This is a genomic window from Modestobacter sp. SYSU DS0904, from assembly GCF_054051115.1.
Map to the genome: position 1 here is coordinate 34,734 of NZ_JBJHAQ010000006.1, position 17,246 is coordinate 51,979.

18 protein-coding genes, 1 other RNA gene and 1 riboswitch are annotated in these 17,246 nt (G+C 72.9%); of the genes, 5 read left to right on the forward strand and 14 right to left on the reverse strand.

The genetic code is table 11. The features are described from left to right. The first annotated feature begins 234 nt into the window (after positions 1–234). Together ggh and ACI79U_RS05765 are read left to right on the forward strand one after the other, a co-directional pair. Positions 235–1,758: a glucosylglycerate hydrolase gene (gene ggh / locus ACI79U_RS05760; RefSeq protein ID WP_457066193.1), complete on the forward strand. Its 1,524-nt coding sequence runs from the start codon at positions 235–237 to the stop codon at positions 1,756–1,758. A gap of 111 nt (positions 1,759–1,869) precedes the next feature. Next, entirely contained in the window at positions 1,870–2,403 is a 534-nt protein-coding gene (locus tag ACI79U_RS05765) for a superoxide dismutase family protein (RefSeq protein ID WP_457066191.1), read from the forward strand. 68 nt (positions 2,404–2,471) lie between these two features. Here ACI79U_RS05765 and ACI79U_RS05770 read toward each other — a convergent pair whose 3' ends face one another. From ACI79U_RS05770 to ACI79U_RS05810, 9 genes are all read right to left on the reverse strand, one after another. Then, on the reverse strand, positions 2,472–3,473 hold the full coding sequence (locus ACI79U_RS05770) for an aldo/keto reductase family protein (RefSeq protein WP_457066189.1): 1,002 nt from the start codon (positions 3,471–3,473) through the stop codon (positions 2,472–2,474). A gap of 66 nt (positions 3,474–3,539) precedes the next feature. Then, complete coding sequence (locus tag ACI79U_RS05775; RefSeq protein ID WP_457066187.1) at positions 3,540–4,448, reverse strand: hypothetical protein; 909 nt, start codon at positions 4,446–4,448, stop codon at positions 3,540–3,542. Between the two features lie 200 nt (positions 4,449–4,648). Next, positions 4,649–4,783 carry a methionine/alanine import family NSS transporter small subunit gene (locus tag ACI79U_RS05780; protein ID WP_457066185.1) on the reverse strand — a complete coding sequence of 45 codons (135 nt, stop codon included), beginning with the start codon at positions 4,781–4,783 and terminating at the stop codon, positions 4,649–4,651. After that, positions 4,780–6,414, reverse strand: coding sequence for a sodium-dependent transporter (locus ACI79U_RS05785; protein ID WP_457066183.1), 1,635 nt, complete (start codon positions 6,412–6,414; stop codon positions 4,780–4,782). The genes ACI79U_RS05780 and ACI79U_RS05785 overlap by 4 nt, the downstream gene beginning before the upstream one ends. A 182-nt stretch (positions 6,415–6,596) precedes the next feature. Beyond that, positions 6,597–6,972: a transfer-messenger RNA gene (ssrA, locus tag ACI79U_RS05790) on the reverse strand. Between the two features lie 87 nt (positions 6,973–7,059). Next, entirely contained in the window at positions 7,060–7,605 is a 546-nt protein-coding gene (locus tag ACI79U_RS05795) for a GNAT family N-acetyltransferase (protein ID WP_457066181.1), read from the reverse strand. 1 nt (position 7,606) lies between these two features. Then, positions 7,607–8,749, reverse strand: coding sequence for a magnesium/cobalt transporter CorA (gene corA, locus ACI79U_RS05800; RefSeq protein ID WP_457066179.1), 1,143 nt, complete (start codon positions 8,747–8,749; stop codon positions 7,607–7,609). A gap of 282 nt (positions 8,750–9,031) precedes the next feature. Then, on the reverse strand, positions 9,032–9,910 hold the full coding sequence (locus tag ACI79U_RS05805; protein WP_457066177.1) for a hypothetical protein: 879 nt from the start codon (positions 9,908–9,910) through the stop codon (positions 9,032–9,034). Positions 9,911–9,929: 19 nt separating this feature from the next. After that, a complete protein-coding gene (locus ACI79U_RS05810; RefSeq protein ID WP_457066175.1) occupies positions 9,930–10,925 on the reverse strand; it encodes a GNAT family N-acetyltransferase in 996 nt (331 codons plus the stop codon). A 132-nt stretch (positions 10,926–11,057) separates the two neighbouring features. Beyond that, positions 11,058–11,122: riboswitch (guanidine-III (ykkC-III) riboswitch) on the forward strand. A 10-nt stretch (positions 11,123–11,132) separates the two neighbouring features. Here ACI79U_RS05810 and ACI79U_RS05815 point away from each other — a divergent pair. Next, positions 11,133–11,447, forward strand: coding sequence for a DMT family transporter (locus tag ACI79U_RS05815; RefSeq protein WP_457066173.1), 315 nt, complete (start codon positions 11,133–11,135; stop codon positions 11,445–11,447). Between the two features lie 15 nt (positions 11,448–11,462). Here the strand turns inward: ACI79U_RS05815 and ACI79U_RS05820 are convergent, their stop codons facing one another. Together ACI79U_RS05820 and smpB are read right to left on the reverse strand one after the other, a co-directional pair. Beyond that, positions 11,463–12,386: an NADP-dependent oxidoreductase gene (locus ACI79U_RS05820; RefSeq protein ID WP_457066171.1), complete on the reverse strand. Its 924-nt coding sequence runs from the start codon at positions 12,384–12,386 to the stop codon at positions 11,463–11,465. 4 nt (positions 12,387–12,390) lie between these two features. Continuing rightward, complete coding sequence (smpB, locus tag ACI79U_RS05825; protein WP_457066169.1) at positions 12,391–12,867, reverse strand: SsrA-binding protein SmpB; 477 nt, start codon at positions 12,865–12,867, stop codon at positions 12,391–12,393. An 832-nt stretch (positions 12,868–13,699) separates the two neighbouring features. On the opposite strand from smpB, the gene ACI79U_RS05830 reads away from it, so the two are divergent. Then, positions 13,700–13,897: an endonuclease domain-containing protein gene (locus ACI79U_RS05830; RefSeq protein WP_457066167.1), complete on the forward strand. Its 198-nt coding sequence runs from the start codon at positions 13,700–13,702 to the stop codon at positions 13,895–13,897. 71 nt (positions 13,898–13,968) lie between these two features. Here the strand turns inward: ACI79U_RS05830 and ftsX are convergent, their stop codons facing one another. The 3 genes from ftsX to prfB all read right to left on the reverse strand — a co-directional run bounded on the left by ftsX (position 13,969) and on the right by prfB (position 16,908). Further along, the gene (gene ftsX, locus ACI79U_RS05835) at positions 13,969–14,853 is read right to left on the reverse strand and encodes a permease-like cell division protein FtsX (protein WP_457066165.1); all 885 of its coding nucleotides are present in this window, start codon (positions 14,851–14,853) and stop codon (positions 13,969–13,971) included. 66 nt (positions 14,854–14,919) lie between these two features. Beyond that, the gene (gene ftsE / locus ACI79U_RS05840) at positions 14,920–15,609 is read right to left on the reverse strand and encodes a cell division ATP-binding protein FtsE (protein ID WP_457066163.1); all 690 of its coding nucleotides are present in this window, start codon (positions 15,607–15,609) and stop codon (positions 14,920–14,922) included. Positions 15,610–15,798: 189 nt separating this feature from the next. Further along, positions 15,799–16,908 (reverse strand): peptide chain release factor 2, encoded by a 1,110-nt coding sequence (gene prfB, locus ACI79U_RS05845; RefSeq protein WP_457066161.1) that lies wholly within the window; start codon positions 16,906–16,908, stop codon positions 15,799–15,801. Positions 16,909–16,954: 46 nt separating this feature from the next. Here prfB and ACI79U_RS05850 point away from each other — a divergent pair, with 46 nt between their 5' ends. Next, positions 16,955–17,242: a DUF6343 family protein gene (locus tag ACI79U_RS05850; protein WP_457066159.1), complete on the forward strand. Its 288-nt coding sequence runs from the start codon at positions 16,955–16,957 to the stop codon at positions 17,240–17,242. Positions 17,243–17,246: the final 4 nt, after the last annotated feature.

Here is a 17,246-nt window from a genome sequence, read left to right on the forward strand (position 1 = left end):
GGCTCGGCTCACCCGGGCGGGGCACGGCGCCGCACCCGGCTGCCGGCCGAGGTGCTCGTGCTGGCCGGGGTGCCCGTCCCCGCGCTCGCCCAGGCACCCTGGTGGGGGAACCGGGGCAACTCGCCCCGGACGGAGCGGTCAACGACTCGTTCGTGACTTCTGCGTGAACAGCGGCGCGATCCCCGCCCCGGCGGGGAAGGATCGCACCGACCGGCGAGAGGAGCGGGACCGCAGATGACCGTGTCGCAGCCCAGTGCGGTGGAGGTCGGCCTGATGGCGGGGCGGGCCGGCTACGTCCTCCGGGCCAACGACCGTGGCCGGTTCACGGTCGCCTCCCCCACCCTCTACCCGCACATGTGGAGCTGGGACGCCGGCTTCGTCGCCCTGGGCATCGCCACCGTGTCGGTGCCCCGGGCGCTGGACGAGCTGCGCACGCTGCTGTCCGGGCAGTGGGCGACCGGGATGATCCCGCACATCCTGTTCCACCAGCCCAGCGACTACTTCCCCGGTCCCGAGCGCTGGCGCACCCAGCTGGCCGCCGCCCGCCCGGCCAACGTGCTCACCTCGGGCATCTGCCAGCCGCCGATCCACGTCATCGCGCTGTCCCGGATCCTGCACGACGCCCGGCGCCGCGGCGGCACCGACCAGCAGCTGGCCGAGGACTTCGTCCGGGAGACGTTCGACCAGTGGCTGGCCTGGCACCAGTACCTGGCCACCGCCCGCGACCCGTACAGCTACGGGCTGGTGGAGATCCACCACGGCTGGGAGTCCGGGATGGACGACTCGCCGCGCTGGGACGCGCCCTACGCCAACGTGCACCCGCAGCCGGACATGCCGCCGTTCGTGCGCGCCGACCTCGCGCACGTCGCCGACCCGTCGCAGCGCCCCTCGGACGCCGAGTACGCCCGCTACCTGTGGCTGCTGGAGCAGAAGGTCCGGGTCCGCTACGACGACGCCGCCTACCGCTCGACCGGCGACTTCGTCGTCGGCGACGTGCTGGTGTCGGCGCTGCTGGCCGCCGCCAGCGACCTGCTCGCCGACATGGGCGAGGAGCTGGGCATCGGCGGCGGCTCGGCCGGCGGCGTGGAGCAGTCGCGGGCGATCGCCCGGCGGTTCCGCACCGGGGTGCTGCGGTCGGTGAGCCCGGACAGCGGGCTGGCCCGCGACCTGGACCTGCGCACCGGCCACTGGCTGGAGGTGGAGAGCGCCGCCGGCTTCGCCCCGCTGCTGTGCGGCGGCGACGAGGGGGTCACCCGCCGGCAGCGCGACCTGCTGCTGGGTCCGCGGTGGTGCGGGCACTCGCGACTGCGCTGGCCGGTGGTGCCCTCGGTGTCCCCGGCGTCGGCCGCCTTCCGCGAGCGCACCTACTGGCGCGGGCCGCAGTGGCCGGTGCTGAACTGGCTGATGGCGTGGGCGCTGAACCGCTCCGGCGAGCAGGAGGCGGCCAACCAGCTGCGGCTGGCCGGGCTGTCCCAGCTCATCGACTGCGACTTCGCGGAGTACTACGAGCCGATCACCGGCGAGACGCTGGGCAGCCGGGACCAGTCGTGGACGGCGGCGATCGCGCTGGACTTCCTGGCCGCGCGCCGGCCGGCGCAGCGACGTCCGGTGCGGTGGCTGACCAGCGAGCTGCCCCGGATCACCCCGACGCAGCGGGCCGCCCACCAGGCAGCCCAGCACCAGCGGGTGGCCGGTCACCGGCCGGCGCACGGCCACGGCCCGGCGACGACGCCGCAGCCGCAGCAGCGACCCAGCTGACGGCGTCGGCCGGTGACATTCCGGTGACGAAAGCGGGCCGGCAGGGTGCGCGGGCAGATCGGCCGGGCACCACCGGGACGTCCCGACTGTCGCACCCCCGAGGAGTTCCCCGTGCCGCGCAGGTACCTCGTCCCGGCCGCCACCGCCCTCCTGCTGCTCGCTGCCTGCGGTGACAACCCCACGGGGCCCGGTGGCACCTTCACCTCCGAGGACGGCGAGGTCGAGGGCAACCCGACGGTCCCGGTCGAGGAGAGCGCCTACCTGGTCGACCCCGAGGGCAGCAGCGCCGGCCGGGTGACGTTCAGCGACGCGGAGACCGGCATGGAGGTGACGGTGGAGGCCACCGGCCTGCCGCCCGGCGAGCACCCGCTGTCGCTGCACGAGACCGCCGACTGCGACGCGCCGGCCACCCCCGACGACCCCACCCTCATCGGCGACTGGACCGGGGTCGGCGCGGCGCTGCCCGGCGTCGAGCTGCCCCAGCTCGTCGTCGGCGACGACGGCACCGGCGAGGTCAGCTCGGTGGTCGCGAACGTCGACCTGGACACCCTGCTGGCCGAGGACGGGACGGCGCTGCTGGTGCACGCCGTCGGTGCCGACGGGGAGGACACCGAAGCGCTCGCCTGCGCGCCCGTGGGCGGCTGAGCGGGGGTCCCCGCCCCGGGCCGGGGCGGGGACCCGTGCGTCAGGCGCGGGTCGTCAGGGGCGCGTCATCAGGGGCGCGGGTTCGGGCTCTGGGTCAGCGCCGGGTCGGTGACCGCGACCGGCGCCAGCACCTCGTCGATCCGGGCCTTGACGTCGGCCTCCAGCCGGACGCCGGAGGCCTGCACGTTGTCCCGCACCTGCTCGGGCCGGCTGGCACCGATGATCGCCGCGGCGACGTTCTCCTCCGACAGCACCCACGCCACCGCCAGCGCCGCCATCGACAGGCCGAGGTCGTCGGCGATCGGGCGCAGCTCCTGCACCCGGGTGAGGACGTCGTCGGTCATCCACCGGGAGATGAAGTTCGCGCCGCCGCCCTTCTCGTCGGTGGCCCGTGACCCGGACGGCGGCGGCTGGCCCGGCTGGTACTTGCCGGTGAGGATGCCCTGCCCGATCGGGGAGAACACGATCTGGCTGAGCCCCAGCTCGCGGCAGGTGGGCATCACCTCGGCCTCGGGCACCCGGTAGAGCGCCGAGTACTGCGGCTGGTTGGAGACCAGCGGGACGCGCAGCTCGTCGGCGAGGACCTTGGCCGCGCGGATCTCCTCGGCCCGCCACTCGGAGACGCCGATGTAGAGGGCCTTGCCGCTGCGGACGATGTCGGCGAAGGCCTGCATCGTCTCCTCCAGCGGCGTCTCGTAGTCGTAGCGGTGCGCCTGGTAGAGGTCGAGGTAGTCGGTGCCCAGCCGCCGCAGCGAGCCGTCGATCGACTCCAGCACGTGCTTGCGCGACAGACCGCGGTCGTTCGCGCCCTCGCCCGTCGGCCAGTAGACCTTGCTGAAGATCTCGATGCCGCTGCGCCGCTCCCCGGCCAGCGCCGCGCCCAGCACCTCCTCGGCCCGTCCCCCGGCGTAGCCGTCGGCGGTGTCGAAGGTGGTGATGCCGGCGTCGAGGGCGGCGTGCACGCACGCATTCGCGGCGTCGGCCTCCACCTGCCCGCCGTGGGTGATCCAGTTGCCGTAGGTGATCTCGCTGATCTTCAGGCCGCTGCGGCCCAGGTGTCGGAACTCCATGCCGCCCGTCCTACCCGCGCCGGCAGCGCACCCACGCACCGACCCCGGGGCCGCCGGCAGAGCCGGTCAGGTACGGGCGTTGATCGGCACGATCCCGTGGTGGGCGGTCAGCGCGGCGAAGACGATCGTCAGGACGACGACGACCGCCAGCGTCACCACCGGGAGCGCCCACGTCCGCCGGTGATGCCCCGGGCCCGCGGCGTCGGCCGGCCGCGCCGATCGCAGGTAGACGCACAGCACGGTGACGGCGATCGCCAGGTGCAACCCGAACTCCACCCACTCCTGGAAGCGGGTCAGCGGCGGCACCACGGGGAGGACCAGCGCGACCGGCCAGTACAGCGCCATGCCGAGGAAGCCGGGCACGGCGCACAGCGGCGGGGTCACCCGCGCCCAGAACGGGCCGTGCAGCAGCGGCCGGGGCCCGCGCACCAGCAGGGCCAGCGCCAGCCCCACGACGCCGATGAGCCAGGACACCGCCTTGAACACGGCCTGGAGGCTGAACTCACCGGCCACCCGGACGTTGTGGACGTTCACCTCCGCCTGCTGGTTCACCGCGGCCAGCTCCTGGGGGGTGGTGAACGCGAAGACCCGCTGCCCCCAGGAGATCTCCTCGCCGGCCAGCAGGAAGGCACCGAGCGCCACGGCGAGCAGCAGCGCGGCCGGCAGCAGCTCGCGCCGGCCGGCCAACCGTGCGGCCGCCGCAACGGCGAGGACCGCGGCGAGCAGGCAGACGGCGAACTGCAGCCACTCGACGAGGTTGTCCTCGCGCAGCACCGTGTAGTAGAGCGGGCGAGCGACCGCGAGGAGGACGACCGCCACGCCGATCCCGACCACCGGGGTCCAGGCGACGGCGCGCGCGAGCGGGCGGGGCAGCCCGTCGTCGACGGCGTCCCGGTCGATCCCGGCCACGGTCGCGTGCACCGGTCGCCGGACCGCCGGCGACCGCCGGGCCGGGCTGCTGAGGCTGGTCGACATGTCACTCCCAGTGCCGGCGGACGCCAGCACGACACGGGGTGTCGTGTGTGAACAGCGAGCGAACATCCGCCATTGGTCGAAGGACCGGCAGCTTAACCGCAGGTTGCGACCGCGTGCCTCCCCGGGGACCGCGCTCGTGCCGAAGAGGCCGATCCGGCAGCCGGTTACCGTGCGTGGCGGACGGTCGACAGCGACAGAGGTCAGAGGTCCCGGTGCGGGCCCTCGGTGCGGTCCTCGACGGCGCCGTGGCGCAGCAGGCTGGCGATGGCCAGGGCGAGACCGCCCCAGATCACGACCATCGCCACCACCATCATCACGATCGCGTCGGTGCTCATGGCCGGCCTTCCTCGTCGGGCCCGGTCACCGGGCGGTTGCGGGGGGTCTGGTCCGTCCCGCGGGACGCGTGCAGCGGCTCCGCCGGATCGGACCCCGGTGGCGGTCCGTCCAGGTGGGTCCCGGCGCGCCACGGCAGCCGGGCGACGAGGAAGCCGACGAGCGGCAGCGCCACCACCAGCGCCCAGCCCAGGACCAGCAGGAGCCAGTCGGGGTAGTCCTCGTAGGGCGCGGTGAGGTCGGCCCGCAGCCCGAGGACGAGCACGACGGCCAGGCCCGCCGGGGCGACGACGCTCGTCAGCAGCCGCCAGCCGGTGCCGACCCGGGGGCGGCCGTGGACGTTGAGGTGGGCGCCGAGGCCGGGCAGGGCCCGCAGCACCCAGGCGACGACCAGCATGCTCACCAGCGCCACGACGAGGATGCCGTACTGGTTGACGAAGTGGTCGACGACGTCGAGCACGTAGATGCCGCTCGTCGTGCTGAAGAGCACCAGGCTCAGCACCGCGGCGGGGACGCCGACCGCCAGGGTCGCGGTCAGCCGGCCGGTGTCGAGCTTGTCGCGGACCGCGGAGATCACCACCTCGATCACGCTGATCAGCGAGGTGATGCCGGCGATGACCAGCGCCCCGAAGAAGAGGACGCCGAGGAGGGCGCCGGCCGGGGCCTCGCTGATGATCGCCGGGAAGGCGATGAAGGCCAGCCCGATCCCACCGCTGGCGACCTCGTCGACCGCGACGCCGGTGGCCTGGGCCATGAAGCCCAGGGCGGCGAACACCCCGATGCCGGCGAGCAGCTCGAACCCGGAGTTCGAGAAGCCCACGACCAGGCCGGAGCCGACCATGTCCTCGCGGCGGTGGACGTAGGAGGCGTAGGTGATCATGATGCCGAAGCCGACCGACAGCGAGAAGAAGATCTGGCCGAACGCGGCAGCCCAGACCGGCGCCGAGATGAGCGCCGACCAGTCGGGTGCGAAGAGCGCGTCGAGCCCCGCCCCGGCGCCCGGCAGCAGCAGCGCCTGCACGACGAGGGCGACGAAGGCGAGCACCAGCACCGGGATGAAGACCAGCGAGGTCACGCCGATCCCCCGCTGGACGCCGAGGCCCATGATCACCAGGACGGCCAGCCAGACCAGCGCGAGGGGCACGAGCACCCCGGGCACCACGTCGGCGGTGACCGCGACGTCACCGGCCTGGAGGAACTCGCCGAAGAAGAATGCCTCGGGATCGGCGCCCCAGGCCAGGTCGAGGGAGAAGAAGGTGTAGCGCAGCGCCCACGCGATGACCGCGGCGTAGTAGACGGCGATGACGAAGCAGATGCCCACCTGCCACCAGCCGAGCCCCTCGGTGCCGCGGCGCAGCCGGGCGAAGGAGAGCGGTGCGGAGCCGCGGTGGCGGTGGCCGATCGCGTAGTCGAGCAGCAGGAAGGGGATGCCGGCGGTCAGCAGCGCGACCAGGTAGGGCAGCAGGAAGGCGCCACCGCCGTTCTCGTAGGCGACGTAGGGGAACCGCCAGATGTTGCCGAGCCCGACCGCCGACCCGATCGCCGCCAGGATGAAGACGCGCCTGGAGCTGAACCCGCCCCGGCGGCGCTCCTGATCGGGCTGCCCCGCGGCTCGCCCCTCGGTCGTGCTCATGCGCCCTCCTGTGTCCTGGTCCACCGAGCCGGCACGCCCAGGGCGCACCGGCCGACGTCGCGCCGTCGGAGAGAGGATCTCAGGACTCGGGCGCCTCGGCTGCAGGAGTGGTGCCGGGCAAGTGCACGAGACGACGAACCGCCCCGGACCGTGGGGTCCGGGGCGGTTCGTGGTGGTGCGGGGGGTGGAGGCGGCGGGAATCGAACCCGCGTCCTGCGACGCATCACCAGGGCTTCTCCGAGCGCAGTTCGCTCTGCCTCTGCTCGGCCCTCCCGATCTCACGAACGAGTCGGGATGACGGGCCCAGTCGCTGTTTGGTGTCCCACACGCAACCGCGACCGATGCGTGCGGTGAGTCATCTAGCTGATGCCAGGATCCGGGCCGATGACGAACCCGGGCTGACAGACTCGCCTAGCTGCCGTCAGGCAGCGAGAGCGAAGTCGCGCTGATTGGAATCGGCGCTTGTGTTTTTTGCAACGGATGGTTAACGAGATCATCGTTGCCTTCCTCGGCTCGCTTCCCCTGGTCAAACGACCGCAGTCGAGACCAATCGCCCCCCTGTGTAGTTGTACGTCCAGAGTAACGGGTGCCACCGCCGGGATGTTCCCGCCGCCCCGGCGCCGTCCCCGCGGGCCGGCCCGGCGGTCAGGCGCAGCGCTCCCACCAGCGCACCTGGGCCACCGACCCGTCCGGTCGCGGTGCGGACTCGATCCCGAGGTCGTGGTAGCCGGCCCGGGCGGCGACGGCGGCGCTGGCCTCGTTGTCCGGCAGCATCCCCAGCTGGACGCGCGGGTGGCCCACCGACAGCAGCCAGTCGGTCATCAGCCGCACCGACGCCGCGGCCAGCCCGCGCCCCCGCCCGGCCGGCAGCAGCGCGTACCCGACCGACGGCTCGGGCGAGCGCTCCACGGTCAGCGCCGCCATCCCGACCGCCTCGCCCACGGCCTCGCCCTCGAGCGGGCACACCGCGTACCGCTGGCCCAGCCGCCGACGGGCCCGGTCGGCCACGTCCGCCATCCGCTGCCGGGCGGTCGCCTCGTCCAGGTCCGGCGGGTGGGTCGTCCACCGGATGATCTCCGGGTCGCGGGACAGCGCCTGCTCCAGCGTCCAGTCCGCCGCCGTCATCGCCCGCAGCACGACGCCGTCGGTCTCCAGCCGCTCCGGCGGAGCGGCGTTCAGCACGTCGGCCATCTCAGATCCAGTCCCGTCGCTTGAACACCAGGTAGAGCGCCGCGCTGACCATGACCATCAGCACCAGCGCCATCGGGTAGCCGAACTCCCAGTCGGTCTCCGGCATGTTCTCGAAGTTCATGCCGTACACCCCGCCGACGAGGCTGGGCGCGAAGAGGATGGCGGCCCACGCGGAGATCTTCTTGACCTCCTCGCCCTGGGCGATGCTGGTGACGGTGAGCTCGCGGATCTCGTCGTTCTGCCGCTGCGCCACCAGCGTCGCGTTCACCGTCAGGATGTCGCGCAGCTGCAGCCGGAAGCCCTCGATCCGCTCGTTCACCTGGGTGACGTGGTCGGCGACGTCCCGCAGGTAGCCGCGCAGCTCCTCGTCGACGCCGTACTTCTCGAACCCGGCGGTGATCGCGGCGAGGATCCCGGTCAGCGGCTGGCAGGCGCGCTGGAAGTCCACGACCTCCTGGGACAGCTCGTAGATGCGCCGGGACACCTGCGGATCGCCGCGGAACACCTCGGCCTCGATCTCGTCGATGTCGTTCTCCAGCCCGGTGACCACCGGGGCGTACCCGTCGACGACGGCGTCGAGGATCGCGTAGAGCACCGCCTCGCTCCCCCGGGCCAGCAGCTCCGGGGTGCTCTCCAGCCGCCGGCGCACCCGGGCCAGGTCGGGCGACTCGCTGTGCCGGACGGTGACCACGAAGTCCTTGCCGAGGAACAGGTGCAGCTCGCCGAACTCCACCTCCTCGGCGGAGTCGACGTACCGGGCGGCCTTGAGGACGACGAACAGCGTGTCGCCGTACCGCTCGAACTTGGGCCGCTGGTGGGCCTGGATCGCGTCCTCGACGGCCAGGTCGGGCAGCTCGTACTGCTCGGCCAGCTCCCCCAGCTCGGCCGGCTGGGGGCGGTAGAGCCCGAGCCAGACCATGCGGTCGTCGAAGCCCTCGGTCAGCCACTCGTGGCTCTCGGCCGCCGAGTCGGGGGTGGCGATCCGGCGTCCGGCCGCGTAGACGGCGTTGTCCATGATCTTGGAGGTGCGGAGCGGTGGCTCCGGAGCGGGCGCCGGCCGCTCCTGCGCGGGCGACGGCACGGTGGCGGGGCGGGGCAGACGGGCCAGGGTGGCCAGCGCGCTGCGGTGGCCGGTGCGGGACACGCGGCGACGGTCGTTCACGACGGACTCCCGGGGGGCTGCTGGGCTGCGGACAGCGAGGAGGTCCCCGCTGCGCGGCCGCCGGGTCGGTCGATGACCGGGCGGGTCAGCAGGAGGGGACCTCGGGACTGTGACTGGGGGGTTCGTTGCGCACGACCAGTCACCTCCCGAAGGTCCCAGCGGCCGGCATGGGTCAGCGGGCCGTCGACCATCGTGACACGCCCGGGGTGGACGACGCACCCCCGGGCGCCCGACCGGGTGAGGAACACCCGGTGACGCGGCGGCTCAGTCCTCGGCGGGGGCGCAGGCCCGGTTGTGGTCGAGCCGGCCGACGACGTACTGGACGAGCGTCACCTCACCGCCGTCGACCAGCGGGTCGGATCGGCACATCCGGGTGGCGTCCTCGCGGTCGTCGGCCCCGGCCAGCCAGCTGTCCAGCCCGGTCAGGCTGCTCCTCTCGGGGACCGCCCCGACGATCTGCCGCCACTGGTACCCGGTCGAGTACAGGCCGACCTCCCCACCCAGCGCGGTGAGGTGGTCGGTCATCCCCTCCAGGGTGGCCCGGTTGTTCCGCTGGGCGTCGGCACCGCCCAGCTGCCAGGTGTTCATCGTCTCGACGTCGAGCCACCAGCGGTACCCGACCAGATCGGTGACGTCCCGCACCGCGGCGATCTCGGCCGGCGCGTCGTCGTCCGCCGCGGCCAGCTCCCGCGCGGCCCGCAGCACGATCCGCACGTCGCCCGCGGCCCGGGCGACGCCGTACTCGTAGGAGCAGGCCGCGCTGTTCGCCCCGTCGCAGTCGCCGTACCGGTTGCTGCCCCGCTCCGGCCAGGTGGTCACCTGGTCGCGCACCTGGCCGGGGTTGGCCGTGTTCACGTAGAACTGCACCGGCGGCTGACCGGGCACCTCGCCGCCGGCCTCGGTGGCCCACACCCACTGCTCGGGCAGGCACCGGTTCGGCTTGGTCGCCAGCCCGCCGTTGACCCCGACGACGGCGAAGGCCGCGTCGTCGGGCAGCTCCGTCCGGCACTGCGGGTACGAGACGTCGTAGCCGACGGCGTCGTCACGGGCCGGACGTTCGGCGGCGGCGGCCGCGGAGGGTGCGACCAGGGCAGCGCCGACCGCCAGGCCGGTGGCCGCGAGGGCGCGCACGGTGCTCCGCATCACCTCGACGGTACGCCGCTCAGCCCGCGGTGACCGGGTCGCGCAGCCGCGACCAGGAGACCTGGGTGCGGGCGGTGGTGAACCCCAGGCTCTCGTAGAGCCCCAGCGCCCCGGACACGTTCTCGCTGTCGACCTCCAGCCCGGCGGTCTGGCAGTCGTGCGCCGCGGCCACGTGCAGCGCCTCGATGATCACCGCCTTGGAGACCCCGCGCCCCCGGGCCGCGGGGACGACGCCGATCTGGCCGAAGTAGCTCTCCCGGGAGCCGGTGACCGCGGCGGCCGTCTCGGAGACGTAGGCCAGCGTGTAGCCGAGCACCTCGCCGTCCTCGACGGCCAGCACCGACAGGTCCGGGCGGAAGGTCCGCATGCCGGTGAACATGACCTGCCAGGAGGCGAGGTCGCGCTCGCTGGAGCCGTAGTGCTCGGTGAAGGCGGCGTTGTGCGCCAACCGCACCTCCTCGTCCCGGTCCCAGGTGAAGGGCACCAGGTCGATGCCGTCGAGCCGGCGCCGCGGCGGCAGGTCGGTGAGCGGGCGCTCCATGTGGAAGAACCAGCGCACCGGCGCCAGCCCGGCCCGGCGCAGCAGGGCCTCCAGCGACGGCATGGTCGTGTAGACGGTGGCGGTCAGCCGGGCCGGCGACCCGGGGTGCCGCTGCACGTGCAGCTGCTCCCCCCGCGTCAGCTGCCAGGCCAGCAGCGCCCGGCCGATCCCGCGGCCCCGCCACGCCGGGTGCACCCGCCCCTGCAGGTGGACGCCGTAGGCGTCCCGGAAGGTGGGTGGGGCGACGGTGGCCGCGTACGCGACGACGGCGCCGTCGGCCGTGGTCACCAGCCGGGTGTCGTGCTCGAGGTCCACCAGCTCGTTGAGCCAGCCACCGGCGAGGTCCTCCGGCGACTCGTGCACGCCGGTGTCGTCCACCTCCTCGGCCGCGCTGAGCAGCGCCGCCACGGCGCCGAGATCGTCCGGGTGGATGGGTCGCGCGGTCAGTCCGGCGGGGAGGGAGAGGTCGGGCACGGGCGTCGACGCTAGCGTGTCGGCCCGGCCGGCGGTCTCCGCGGCGTGGAACAGCGCGCCCGCCGCTGCCGGCGGCGGCTGCCGTCACCCCGTGCTCTGCGGCGCCGACCCCGGCAGGTGTGGGACCGTCGGGGTGGGCCCGGCACAGGGCTCCCGGACGAGCGCGCCGTACCCGGACAGCGACAAGACGGCGTCCAGGGAGCCACCGTGTACTGGGCCGTCCTCGTCATCTCCGGCGTGCTGGAAGCCGTCTGGGCCACCGCCCTCGGCCGGTCGGCCGGGTTCAGCCGGCTCACCCCGACCGTCGTCTTCGCCGTCGCCCTCGTCGGCAGCATGGCCGGCCTCGCGTACTCGATGCGCGGCCTGCCGATCGGCACCGCCTACGTCGTCTGGGTGGGCATCGGTGCCGTCCTGACCGCCGGCTACGCCATGTGGTCGGGAGCGGAGCCGGTCTCGGTCGCCCGGGTGCTCCTGCTCGCCGGCATCGTCGGCTGCGTCGTCGGGCTCAAGCTCGTCTCCTGAGCGCCGGCCGGCGGGTCAGCCCAGGGTGACGACGACCTTGCCGCGCACGTGCCCGCCGGCCACCATCTCGTGGGCCTGCGCGGTCTGCTCCAGCGGGAACGCCTTGGCGATCGCCACCCGCAGCTGACCGGCGTCGGCCATCCGGCCGAGCTCCTCCAGGTCGTGCCGCTCCGGCCGCACGAAGACGTACCGGCCGCCCATCCCGTTGACCGCGGGGTCGACGACGCTGGCGATCCGCGACACGTCGCGCACCTGCTTCGGGGCGTCGACCAGCGAGTCGCCGCCGTTCAGGTCGAGGACGGCGTCGACCGGCTCGCCGAGCTGCTCGCTGATCGGCCCGGCCGAGTAGTCGAGCACCTGCGCGGCCCCGGCGTCGGTGAGGAAGCCGTGGTTGCGCGGGCTGGCGGTACCGATCACGTGCGCGCCCAGGGCGGCGGCGATCTGCACGGCGAAGAAGCCCACGCCGCCGGCGGCCCGGTGCACCAGCACCCGGTCACCCTCGCCCACGGCCAGCGCCTCGGTGAGCGCCTGGTAGGCGGTCAGCCCGGCCAGCGGCAGCGCCCCGGCCTCGGCGAAGGAGAGCGAGGACGGCTTGTGCGCCAGGCACCGCTGCGGGGCGGGCACCAGCTCCGCCGTCGTCCCCCACTGCACGTCGTCGCGGCGCAGGTAGCCGAACACCTCGTCGCCCGGGGCGAAGTCGACGACCGCCGGACCGACGGCCTCGACCGTCCCGGCGAGGTCCCAGCCGGGCACGATCGGGAAGTGGTGCGGGAACATCCCGGCCAGGCCACCCTGCCGGATGCCGAGGTCGACCGGGTTGACCCCGGCGGCGTGCGTGCGGACCAGCACCGTGTCCGGACCCACCGGCGGCTCGGGCAGGTCGTCGCGCAGCCGGAGGACGTCGACGTCCCCGAACCGGTCGTAGGCGATGCCGCGCATCAGGTCAGCGCCGTCCCTTCACGTAGCGCCCGAAGGCCCGTTCCATCTCCCGGCGCGAGTCGCGCTCGGCGAGGTCCTGGCGCTTGTCGTAGGACTTCTTGCCCTTGGCCAGCGCGAGGGTGGCCTTGACCTTGCCGTCCTTGAAGTACAGGTCCAGCGGGACGAGCGTCAGCCCGCCCTCCTTGGTCTTGCCGATCAGCTTCTCGATCTCGGCGCGGTGCATCAGGATCTTGCGCTTGCGGCGCGGGGTGTGGTTCGTCCACGTGCCCTCGGTGTACTCCGGGATGTGCACGTGCTGCAGCCACACCTCGCCGTCGTCGACGGAGGCGAAGCCGTCGACCAGCGAGGCACGGCCGGCCCGCAGGCTCTTCACCTCGGTGCCGGTGAGCACCAGGCCCACCTCGTAGGTGTCGAGGATCGAGTAGTCGTGCCGCGCCTTCTTGTTCTGGGCGATGAGCTTGCGCCCCTGTTCCCGCGGCATGCCGTCCAGTCTACGAAGCGGCGGCAACTCCGAACCCGCCGCCGCGAGTTCTGCGATCTGGTGGCCACCCAGGGCCGGTGGCCACCAGATCGCAGAACTCGGACCGCCTGTGGACGGCGGGAGCGGACCCGGGGGCCGACGCGCCACTCTCTGCCGGTGCCCCGCCGGCGTCGCCCGTCCCCGCTGCGTGGGCCGAGCACCCGGTCCACCGCCCTCGCCGGCGGGCTCACCGACTGGCAGCTGCGTCACCCGGAAGTGGTCCGACTGTCGCGGGACACCTACCTGCCGTGGCGGGACGACGGGGAACTGCGCACCCGCCTGCCCGCGGTGTTGATGACAGCGCCTCCCGGGGCGGTCATCAGCCACCAGTCGGCTGCGGCGCTGTGGCGGGTGGAGATCCCCCTCGCCCCGCCCGACCGGGTGGTCCACCTCATCGTCCCCGTCGGGTCGAAGGCCCGGAACCGGCGGGACCGCCGCCTGCACCGCTCATCACTGGACCCCGGAGACGTGTCGCGGCGGTGGGGCATGCCGGTGACGTCGCCGGCGCGGACGTGGCGCGACCTCGCCGCGGTGCTCGGGCCGGCCGCGCTGCTCGCGGTGACCGACCAGGTCATCGACGTGCTGTGCCGGCCGGAGGACCTGAGCGAGGTGCTCGATCGGGCACCGTCCCGTCGCGGTGTCGCTCGCGCCCGGCGGGTGCTGGCGATCGCCGATCCGCGGGTCGACTCCCCCATGGTCGAAGGACCCGCCTGCCCCCCACGCCTCGCAAGCTCGCCGCGGGGCCCTGCAGGCGGGCCGAGACGACCGGGGGCGCCAGATCGGCTTCGGCGACATGGCCTGGCCGGAGAGGAAGGTGCTCGTGGAGTTCGACGGTGACGTCCACCGCGAGCGTCGGGTCTTCGTCGCCGACCTGCGTCGGCAGAACCGGCTGGTGCTGGAGGGCTGGGTCGTGCTGCGGTTCAGCTCGGCCGACGTCCTGGGCAGACCACAGGAGGTGGTCGCCGCCGTCGCCCGGGCCCTGGGCCGGTGACTTCTGCGCTCTCGGCGCTTCCCGTGTCAGGTGGACCCGAGATCGCAGAAGTCACCGGCTGGGGCTGGGCGCTACAGCCGTACGTACAGCCGCAGCGTGACGTAGGCGGCGATCGCGGCCAGGCCGACGCCGGCCGCGGCGATGATCGGTGAGATCGCGGCGATCGCCGACCAGTCGACCGGCGGGATGATCCCGGCCTTGATCGGCCCGGCCAGCGTCTTGTCGACGAACAGGATCTTCGTCAGCACCAGGCCACCGATCGCCAGCCCCGCGCCGATGAGGCCGGCCAGCGCCGCCTCCAGGATGAACGGCAGCTGGGTGTACCAGCGCGAGGCGCCGACCAGCCGCATGATGTTGGTCTCGTTGCGCCGGTTGAACGCGGCCAGCTGGATCGTGTTGGAGATCAGCAGCAGCGCCGCGAGCGCCTGGACGACGGCGACCGCGATGGTGGCGTTCCGCGCCCCGTTGAGCAGGCTGAACAACCGGTCCAGGAAGTCACCCTCGTCGCGGACGTCCTCGACGCCGTTGACCCCGACCGGGAACTGCTCGGCGATGACCTGGTACCGCTCGGGGTTGACCAGCTCGACCCGGAAGCTCTCCGGCAGCGCGTCCTCGGGCGTGTTGGCGATCAGCGCCGGCTGCTCCTGGAACTGCTGGGTGAAGCGCTCGTAGGCCTCGGCCTTGGACTCGTAGAGGTAGTTGGCCACCTCCGGCGAGTCCGCGAGGGTGGCCTCGATCGAGGCGCGCTGCTCCTCGGTGACCTCGTCGGTGAGGTAGATCGAGACCTGCACCTTGTCGTAGTAGATCTCGCGCATGTCGCCGATCATGTTGGCGATCAGCAGGCCGGTGCCCATGAGCCCGAGCGAGATGCCCGTGGTCAGGATCATGGCCACCGTCATGGTGAGGTTCCGGCGCAGCCCGGCGGCCACCTCGGAGAGGACGAAGTTGACGCGCATCAGTTCCCTGTCGTGTCGTTCAGCTGCACGGCGGGCCCAGCGGCCCGCATCTCGACGGCCCGCATCTCAACGCCCCACGCCGTAGACGCCGCGGGACTGGTCACGGGAGAGGATCCCGTCGTTCAGCTCGATCACGCGCCGCCGCATGGAGTCGACGATGTGGTAGTCGTGCGTGGCCATCACCACGGTGGTGCCGGTGCGGTTGATCCGCTCCAGCAGCAGCATGATGTCCTGGCTGGTCTCCGGGTCCAGGTTCCCGGTGGGCTCGTCGGCCAGCAGCACCAGCGGCCGGTTGACGAACGCGCGGGCGATGGCCACCCGCTGCTGCTCGCCACCGGAGAGCTCGTTGGGCAGCCGGTTCTCCTTGCCGTCCAGGCCGACCATCTCCAGCACCTCGGGCACGACCCGCTTGATCGTGCGCTGGGGCTTGTTGATCACCTCGAGGGCGAAGGCGACGTTCTCGGCGACCGTCTTGTTGCGCAGCAGCCGGAAGTCCTGGAAGACGCAGCCCATGGTGCGCCGGAGCTTGGGCACCTGCCACTTGCTCATGGTGTTCAGGTTCTTGTCGTTGACCTTGATGACGCCCTTGGTCGGGCTGTCCTCCTTCAGCAGCAGCCGGAGGAAGGTCGACTTGCCCGAACCCGAGGAGCCGATGAGGAAGACGAACTCGCCCTTGTCGATCTGCATCGAGACGTCATCCAGAGCCGGCCGGGGGCTGGTCGGGTAGATCTTGGTGACGTGTTGCAATTCGATCACGAGGCGCCACGGTACCTGCCGCGAGCCCCGGCACCGCCCCGCTGCCCGGCGCGCCCCGAAGCTGTGTGCGCGCACCGTGACGAACCCCGGCGGCACCGGGCAACCCGGTCACCCAGCGTGCGCTCCCGTCCGCCGGTGTGGCGAGCCTCTCGGGGCCGGTGACGAGCTCGCGGGCAGCGAGGCCCGCCCTCAGGACACCTCGGCGTCGTGCCGCCGGCGCCAGCGGATGCCGGCCTCGATGAAGGAGTCGATGTCGCCGTCGAGCACGGCGGCGGGGTTGCCGGTCTCCTCCTCGGTCCGCAGGTCCTTGACCATCTGGTACGGGTGCAGCACGTAGGAGCGCATCTGGTTGCCCCAGCTGCTCCCCTCCCCCTTGAGCGCGTCCATCTCGGCCCGCTGCTCCTGCTGCCGGACGACGAGCAGCCGGGCCTGCAGCACCCGCAGGGCGGCCGCACGGTTCTGGATCTGGGACTTCTCGTTCTGGCAGGACACGACGATGCCGGTCGGGATGTGGGTCATCCGGACGGCGGAGTCGGTGGTGTTCACGCTCTGCCCACCGGGGCCCGAGGAGCGGAAGACGTCGACCCGGATCTCGTTCTCCGGGATGTCGACGTGGTCGGTCTGCTCGACGACGGGCAGCACCTCGACCCCGGCGAAGGAGGTCTGCCGGCGGCCCTGGTTGTCGAAGGGCGAGATGCGCACCAGCCGGTGGGTGCCCTGCTCGACGGAGAGGGTGCCGTAGGCGTAGGGCTGCTTGACCGCGAACGTCGCCGACTTGATGCCGGCCTCCTCGGCGTAGGAGACGTCGTAGACCTCGGTCGGGTACTTGTGCCGCTCCGCCCAGCGCAGGTACATGCGCAGCAGCATCTCGGCGAAGTCCGCGGCGTCCACGCCCCCGGCCTCGGAGCGGATCGTCACCAGCGCCTCGCGGGCGTCGTACTCGCCGGACAGCAGGGTGCGCACCTCCAGCTCCTCGATGGCGCTCCGGATGCTGGTCAGCTCGCGCTCGGTCTCCGCGGTGGTGGCGGCGTCGTCCTCCTCGGCGGCCATCTCGTGCAGCAGCGCGACGTCGTCCAGCCGGCTGCGGAGCTCCTCGACCCGGCGCAGGTCGCCCTGCAGGTAGGAGAGCTTGGAGGTCAGCGCCTGCGCCGCCTCGACGTCGTTCCAGAGGTCCGGTGCGGCGGCCTGTTCCTCCAGTTCAGCGATCTGTGTGCGGAGGTCGTCGACGCGCAGGACGGCCTCGATCGACCCGAGGGTCGTGTTCAGTTCGTCCAGGACGACGGAGAAGTCAGCGGCCACGTCGATCCAGGGTAGTGCGCCCCGCGACGGGGTACGTCGGCACGGCATGAGCGAACCTCGAGACGACCGCTCCCGCACCGACTACGAACGTGGCCTCCCCGACCACCACGACCCCACCGCCGGCATCGGCGGGGCGGCTCCCGCGCAGAGCGCGCTGACCCTCCGCTTCGTGCTGGCCGCCTTCGGCCTGGTGATCTGCACGGTCTTCGGGATCCTGACGCTGACCATCGACGTGCCGCTGGTCTTCCCGATCGTGCTGTTCGTGCTGGCCGCCGTCGCGCTGGTCGACCTGGTGGTCATCGCCCGGCGGAAGCGGCGCGGCGAGCCCGGCTGAGCCC

Bases quoted from the DNA above. Each gene is read 5' to 3' on its own strand.
- ggh (WP_457066193.1), top strand. From the start codon at position 235: ATGACCGTGTCGCAGCCCAGTGCGGTGGAGGTCGGCCTGATGGCGGGG.
- ACI79U_RS05770 (WP_457066189.1), bottom strand. From the start codon at position 3,473: ATGGAGTTCCGACACCTGGGCCGCAGCGGCCTGAAGATCAGCGAGATC.
- ACI79U_RS05775 (WP_457066187.1), bottom strand. From the start codon at position 4,448: ATGTCGACCAGCCTCAGCAGCCCGGCCCGGCGGTCGCCGGCGGTCCGG.
- ACI79U_RS05780 (WP_457066185.1), bottom strand. From the start codon at position 4,783: ATGAGCACCGACGCGATCGTGATGATGGTGGTGGCGATGGTCGTGATC.
- ACI79U_RS05785 (WP_457066183.1), bottom strand. From the start codon at position 6,414: ATGAGCACGACCGAGGGGCGAGCCGCGGGGCAGCCCGATCAGGAGCGC.
- ACI79U_RS05795 (WP_457066181.1), bottom strand. From the start codon at position 7,605: ATGGCCGACGTGCTGAACGCCGCTCCGCCGGAGCGGCTGGAGACCGAC.
- ACI79U_RS05805 (WP_457066177.1), bottom strand. From the start codon at position 9,910: ATGCGGAGCACCGTGCGCGCCCTCGCGGCCACCGGCCTGGCGGTCGGC.
- ACI79U_RS05820 (WP_457066171.1), bottom strand. From the start codon at position 12,386: ATGCGCGGCATCGCCTACGACCGGTTCGGGGACGTCGACGTCCTCCGG.
- smpB (WP_457066169.1), bottom strand. From the start codon at position 12,867: ATGCCGCGGGAACAGGGGCGCAAGCTCATCGCCCAGAACAAGAAGGCG.
- ACI79U_RS05830 (WP_457066167.1), top strand. From the start codon at position 13,700: ATGGCCTGGCCGGAGAGGAAGGTGCTCGTGGAGTTCGACGGTGACGTC.
- ftsX (WP_457066165.1), bottom strand. From the start codon at position 14,853: ATGCGCGTCAACTTCGTCCTCTCCGAGGTGGCCGCCGGGCTGCGCCGG.
- ACI79U_RS05850 (WP_457066159.1), top strand. From the start codon at position 16,955: ATGAGCGAACCTCGAGACGACCGCTCCCGCACCGACTACGAACGTGGC.